The following is a 6560-nucleotide window of genomic DNA, read 5'->3' as shown; positions in this document are numbered from 1 at the left end:
CCGCGGCTCTGCGGGGTCGGACAGTTCCGCCTCAGTTGCGGTGATCGTTCAACAAAAGCTTGGAGCCGGTTTCCCTTATTGAACGATCTCTCATAACGCCTGCGAGCGCCACCGTGACAAGCGAAGCCTGAGACGCGAACGAATTCCGGACGGTAATCAGATGGCCTTCGTCCGCGTCGGTGCCGAGGCGCGGAAGACTGGTTGCCCGACATCTGAGGACAGGGCGATGTTTTCCGCGCAAGTCAGCGACTGGCCGGGTCATCCGGCCCGCTGCTCAGGCGCTTTGGGGCGGAATGCACAGCTTGTCCTTGATGGGGCCGAGAACTTCTTCCGGGGTGCCATCTTTTTTGATCAAGGCGCGCAAAGGATTCACGAGGCATTCATCGACCGCTTCAACACTGTCGAGCGCATCAAGTTGCACCGCGTAGAACCAACTGCGGTCATCCTTGCCGCGGACCCAGAGTTTGCCCCGGGGCGACCAGCCTTCACATCGGCCCGCACCGTCGGGATGACCTGAGCCGAATTCCCACCCGCCGTCAGATTCTGCGGACGGGCAATATCCGGCAAGCACTTTGGCCTGCCGTCCGAACTCCCAATCGTCGCCATGACCCGGATCGCTGGTCAGTTGAATAGCCAGGGTGATGTAGCCCTTCTCTTTCTTGCTTTGCTTCTTCCCGTTTTTTCGGCGCTCGGACACCTTGTAGTAGGCATTCCAGACAGGCCTGACCCAATCCCCGCCATCATAGGTGTAATCGTCATTTTCGATGATCAGATCATCTTCGCTCAGTTCAACCCTATCGAACTCATTATACAGCTTGTCTAGGTTCACCTGCGAGTCCAGAAGGTTTCGGGCCGATTGCCAAAGGGCTTCGCTTGCACTCATCAATTCATTCCTTGTTGATATTTGGTTGTGTCGTGGCCACCGCGTGCCGCGTCAGCACGCCGCGCATCCGGAGCCACCCTCGAAGCGAAACGTGACGGCCGGCGGCACGATCAAGTCCGGCCATTTGCCCAGCACGGCACCCTGAGGTGTGCAGTTCAGGAAGGTTGCCGTTGCGTCGGCCCAGGCTTTCAGGCCCGGGTCGGTGTCCTTGGACTGGGTCAGCGCGCGCAGCCGTTCGGTCAGATCCGGCCAGGAGACGCTTTGGAACTCAAGCGCGGTGTCGCTCTTTCCGCAGGAATCTCTGGCCCCCTCAAACATCTTGGAATGTTTGGCCTCCCGGCCCAGCAGGGTATAGCCGACAACCGCGCGCGGCTGTTCCGGCAGCGCCCCCTTCGGACAGTCGCCATCCCTGACCGCATCGATCTCGCGGCGGATCTGATCGTCGCCGAGGGCTGCCCCCCATTTGACCTCGACGATCCAGTATTCCGGGCCGGTCTTGCCCGGATATTCCAACACGACATCCGGCTCGGTGCGCTGTCCGTCGGTTCCTGCGCAGGGGGCCAGACGGGGCCACAGGATCACCTTGGCATCCGCGGGCAGCTTGTGACCGATCAGCGTGCTCAACGCCGCTTGCCGGGCGGGCGGGGTCAGAAACGTGACCGTCCCGAACAGGGCCGAGGTCACCAGATCCTCGCGCGGCTGTCTTGTCGCGCCGTCGGTGATATTGTCGATGCGCGCCTTCTTTGCAATCACTGCATGAAACATCGTCGTCCTACTCAATCAAATTTTCGCCAATTCAGCGCGTCGCGCGCCATTCGTCACTCGGTGTTCGGCCCCTGAGTGCCGACATCTCGTCGCAGCTCGACCCTGCGCGGCGCCGGGTCGGTCAGGCGGGTCAGCAGGGCCGCCAGATAGCGGTGCCCATCCGCCCAGGACCCCTCGGTCCAGCGTGTGTCATCGGGGGTCAGGCGGCCGCTGCGGATCTCGGCCGTCAACAAGCCCGGAAGCGCGTCATAGGCCGCGGCCGGCAGCGCGCGGGGCGGCAGTTTGTCCAGGAACCAGAGCACCGTCTCGGCGGCCTGCCCGAACCGGCAGGTCATAAGGAAGCGTTCATCGGACATCAGCAGGTTGCGCCGCAGGACCGGCCCATCGTCCTGCGTGATCTTCAGACCCGACAGAACCGCCGCGACGGCGTGACGCTTGGGCGCGGTCAGGCCCCAGAACGCGGCGCTCCACTCGTCGGCGAACAGCTGATCCAGCCGCGCGGCCAGCGGCGCGCAGGCTGCGAATGTGCCGGCCGGAAGGGCTCGGTTCAGGGTGTCGTCAAACAGTTTTTCCAGCATCCGCCCTGCTCCTTGTCGGATCAGAACGACGTCTGGGCCACTCGCCGTCGCCTCCGATGGTTTCCAGCGCCGCCAGCGCGTTGACCAGCCGCATCTGCTCGACCGTGTCGCAGGGGGTGGCGGCAAGTTGCGGCGACGCAAAGACAAGGCTCAGCGCCTTGGCGCGGCTGATCGCGACGTTCAGGCGCTCGCGCGAGAGCAGGAAATCCAGCCCGCGCGACGTTTCCGTCGCCGAACTGGCCGTCATCGAGATCAGGGCGATCGGGGCTTCCTGCCCCTGAAACCGGTCCACCGTGCCCACGCGCACGCCCTCCAGCGCCTCGGTCAGAGCGTTGACCTGCGCGTTGTAGGGGGCGACGACGATGATGTCGGACCGGGTAATCGGGCGGGTCGCGCCGGTCTTGTCGGTCCAGCTGCCGCCCAGCAGACGGTCGACCATGGCGCGGATGGCGGCGACCTCTTCGGGGCAGTCCTGCGCGCGGCCCTCATGCGGGACGGGCACCAGGAAGGCGCCCGCACGGGGCAGCCCGTCCACCATCACCGCCTGCCGCGCCGTGTCGGAATGGGCGGTCAGCGTGCCGGCATAGAACTGGTCCGAGACATAGGCGGTCACGTCCGGGTGCATCCGCCTTGTGGTGTTCAGATACAGGCCGCGGTCGGGCGGCAGCACCGGGGCGTCGCCGATGATCCAGTCCAGGCACGACAGGTCGGCCGGATGCGGATGCGCGCCCTGGATCACCTGCGGCAGCTGGCGCGGATCGCCCACCAGCACCAGGTTGCGCGCCGCCCGCGTCATCGCCAGCGCATTGGCCAGCGACACCTGCCCGGCCTCGTCCACGAACAGATAGTCGAAGGCATCGGCCAGATCGTCGCGCGCGAACAGCCAGGCGGTGCCGCCGACCACATGGGCGCTGGTGTGCAGCGGGTCGCCCGACGACCGGGTCTGGCGGATCGCCTGGAACTCCTCGGGCAGAGGCGCGGCCCCGGTCTTGTCCTTGTGGGCGATGGTCAGGTCTTCGACCGTCAGGTCGATGTCGTCATCCGCCAGCGCCATGATGCAGCCCATCAGCACGTTGCGGATCGCCTCGTGGCTGTTCGAGGCCACGCCCACCCGTTTGCCCTTTCGCACAAGTGACAGGATGGCGCGGGCGGTGACATGGGTCTTGCCGGTTCCGGGCGGCCCCTGCACCGGCAGCACGGTGTCGTCCATCGCACCGACGGCGGCGATCAGACGCTCGACCGGGTCGCCCGTGGCCCGCAGCGGCGACGGCCCGGCAAAGCGCGGCGCGGCGCGGGCCAGCAGGTCGTCGGCGGCGCGGTTGCGGCGGGGGCCGCACTGATCGGCGATCACCGCCGCGATGGCCGAGGGGATCGGATGCGGGTTGATGGCGAAATTCGGCAGCAGGTCCAGCCGGTCGCGCAGCAGATCGGCGTTCTTGTTGCCCACCTTCAGGGTGACCGTGCGCGCCGCGCGGTCCATTGCCGCAATCGTCACCGACCCCATCGACCCGTCGCCCCGGTCCACGCAGGCAGTGGCGTCGCGGCGCAGTTTCGTTTCCTGGAACGGATAGCGATAGCTGCGCTCGACCGAGGATTTCACCGGTTGCGCCGGCCCGGTCGCGCGCAGCCCCGCCAGACAGTCCAGATCATCGGCCAGATCGTCGAAATCCTTGCCCGCGGCATCGAACACCGCCCAGGCGGCGGGCTTGGCCTCGCGCCTGTGGAACTGCCCCAGATCATACAGCAGCTTGCGCCGGTCCTCGGGCAGATCGGCCCCGGCCAGCCGGTCGCGCAGCAGGTCGGCCTCGGCGTCGGCTTCGTCGGTCTTGTCGGTTGTTGCCTTGCCCAGCTCGTGCCACGTCGCCCGGTCGGGGCGCAGACCCAGCAGCCAGTCGCGCAGCTTCTCGGTCGAGATGCAGTCAATCCGGTTGTAGTCCTCGATCTCGTCCAGAATTCCCTGGTCGCCGGTCTCGCGCCAGGCCTCGTAGGCCACGACCGAGCCACCGGCGGTCTTGACCTCGCCGGTGCGGGCGATGTCGTAGAAGGCCTCCATGTCCTTGATCGAATAGCTTTTCTCGGACGCGATGATCCCGCCGCGCACCACCGCGTAAAGGTCCACGAACCGCCCTTCGCGCAGCCAGCGGTCCAGCTGCGCCTCGCCGACCCCGTATTGCGTGCACAGCCGTTTCAGCGCGGTGATCTCGTAGGGAGCATAGTGATAGATCCGCGCCCGCGGGTGCGCGGCCAGCCGGTCCGAGAAAAAGGCGAACAGCCGGATCAGGGCGTCCTTCTCGGCAACGTGGTCATGCGCCCAGAAGGCAGTGAATTCGGCCCCGTCCCAGACCCCGTGCAGATATTCCAGCCCCTCGGCCCCGCCCTCGCGATAGAACGGGTCGCCCTCGATGTCATAGAACAGATCCCCTGCCTGCGGCCGTGGCAGCAGGTCGAACCCCTTGCCCGCGACAGGGGGGCGCAGCTCGGCCTTGGGCGGGCCGGATTTGCGGGCCTGCTGCAACCGCGCCTGCGTCACCAGCTTGTCCAGCGTCGGCCCCGCGATGCGCGGCACGCGTTCGGTCCGTTCGGCCAACGCGGCCATGGTGGTGATCCCGGCGGCCTCGAGCCGCTGAACCTGCGGGCGGGTGATGTTGGCGACCTGGAACAGGCTGTCCTCGTTTTCCCAGACCTGCTGGCAATGTTCGCGCCAGCGGCACAGGCCGCAGGTCTTGCAGGGCACCGGGCGCGTCGGCTGCGGGTCGGCCACGAACCGTTCCAGCCGCTGCCGCGCGGCGCGGGCATAGGCGGCGTATTCCGACAGGCGAAAGCTGAAACGCTGCCCGTTGCCCAGCTGCACATGGGCGCGGTCGGGCACAATGCCCTGAACCTGCGCCAAGAGGTCGGAATACAACACCAGCTGTAATACATGGCCCGGCGCGGGTTTGCGTTTCAGCTTGGTGTCCACCACCTCGTAGGAAAACCCGCCCAGGTCCGAGGGCCGGTCCACCCGCTCCAGAAAATCAGAGTATCCGCCCCACATGCCGCCTTCGAGCGCGCCCTGAAAGATCACCTCGGGGCCGGTGCGCAAGGCGGTCAGCGTGTCGGCCACCGCCCGGTCGAAGGACGCGCCCTCGGTCTCGATCCGCGCGATGCTGCGCCCCTGCTCGGCCAGGTGCCGCAGGTGGTCGGCCTCGTGCGCGTCGCCGTGGCGTTGCAGCAGTTCGGCATCCGCGCTGTCCTCGACCGGGTCGGGGCCGCTGCCCTGCAGCCGCTGCAAATCCAGCGCCGTGGCATGGGCGCACGCCATGAAGCGCATCAGGTCCGAGGCGGACAGGCGGATTTGGCCATCATCCAGCTTCATGCCGCGTCCTCCACGCCCGCGATCGTCAGGGCCGTGCCGCCCAGGGCGCGGAAGGCCCGTTGCCGGCACGAGAACACGATGACCTGCAGATCCTGCGACTGCCGGGTCAGGGCGTCGAACATCTGCTCGATCCGGTCATCGTCGGTATAGACGATGGCATCGTCCAGAATGACCGGTGCCGGGCGCCCGTCCCGGGCCAGGATGCGGGCAAAGGCCAGCCGCACCAGCAACGAGATCTGCTCTTGCGTGCCGCCCGACAAAACGTCGAAATCCTCCTCTTCGCCCCGGCGCGAGATGCGGGTGATCAGCCCGGTATCGGCGTCGATCACCGGTTCGGCGTCGGGCCAGATCATCCGCAAAAGCGGCACCAGCTCGCGGTGGACGGCAGCGACATAGTTTTCGCGCGCGGTGTCGCGGGCGGCCTGCAACGCGCGTTCCAGCCGTTGATGCACGGCGATGTCGAAGTTGATGCGGGCCAGACGCTCCTCGGCCTGGAGCAGCTGGTCCTCGGTCAGGGCCAGTTCCTCTTCGACGGCGGCCGAGGCCACAACCGCGATGCGCGAATCCAATGCGGCGCGCTCTTCACGCAGTTGGGCAATGCGGTCCTTGGCCGAGGCCAGGACCGACTCGGCCCGCGTCATGGCGGCCTCGGCCGCCGCCAGATCGGGGGCATTCTTCAGACGTGCCTCCTGCACCTGTCGGGCCTGTTCAAGCGCGCTGGCTGCCACCTGTCGCGATGCCCGCAGATCGGCCAGTGCTTTGGCGGGATCCTGATGGGTTCCCAAGGCCTCCTGCGCCCTCATGGCTCGGTTTTCGGCATTGGCCATGTCGACCTCGGCGCGCGTCAGGCTGTCCTTCGTCGCATCCGCCGCCGATCGCGCGGCTGGAGTTGCCCCCTGAAAGTGGTCCACCACCTGGGATAGATTTGTCCCGCAATTGGAGGATCAGCGATGGCTGGAAAACGAGAGAAGGCCGAAGA

5 protein-coding genes are annotated in these 6560 nt (G+C 66.6%); all 5 read right to left on the bottom strand.

Features of this window, described 5'->3' with window-relative positions; genetic code table 11:
• Nucleotides 1-274: 274 nt before the first annotated feature.
• Genes F3H26_RS18825 through F3H26_RS18805 form a run of 5 tightly spaced genes read right to left on the bottom strand, consistent with a single transcriptional unit; the run spans nucleotide 275 to nucleotide 6492 of the window.
• Nucleotides 275-883 (bottom strand): hypothetical protein, encoded by a 609-nt coding sequence (locus tag F3H26_RS18825; RefSeq protein ID WP_149777511.1) that lies wholly within the window; start codon nucleotides 881-883, stop codon nucleotides 275-277.
• A gap of 51 nt (nucleotides 884-934) precedes the next feature.
• Nucleotides 935-1648: a hypothetical protein gene (locus tag F3H26_RS18820; RefSeq protein WP_149777510.1), complete on the bottom strand. Its 714-nt coding sequence runs from the start codon at nucleotides 1646-1648 to the stop codon at nucleotides 935-937.
• Between the two features lie 53 nt (nucleotides 1649-1701).
• Entirely contained in the window at nucleotides 1702-2226 is a 525-nt protein-coding gene (locus F3H26_RS18815; protein WP_149777509.1) for a hypothetical protein, read from the bottom strand.
• Nucleotides 2207-5581, bottom strand: coding sequence for a TM0106 family RecB-like putative nuclease (locus F3H26_RS18810; RefSeq protein ID WP_149777508.1), 3375 nt, complete (start codon nucleotides 5579-5581; stop codon nucleotides 2207-2209). The genes F3H26_RS18815 and F3H26_RS18810 overlap by 20 nt, the downstream gene beginning before the upstream one ends.
• Entirely contained in the window at nucleotides 5578-6492 is a 915-nt protein-coding gene (locus F3H26_RS18805; protein WP_188127818.1) for an ATP-binding protein, read from the bottom strand. Before F3H26_RS18805 ends, F3H26_RS18810 begins: the two co-directional genes overlap by 4 nt.
• Between the last annotated feature and the right edge of the window lie 68 nt (nucleotides 6493-6560).

It is taken from the genome of Ruegeria intermedia, from assembly GCF_900129345.1.
In the GTDB taxonomy this organism is placed as follows: domain Bacteria; phylum Pseudomonadota; class Alphaproteobacteria; order Rhodobacterales; family Rhodobacteraceae; genus Ruegeria; species Ruegeria intermedia.
The sequence above is the reverse complement of the archived record's forward strand: the minus strand, read 5'-3'. Positions and strand labels throughout refer to the sequence as shown.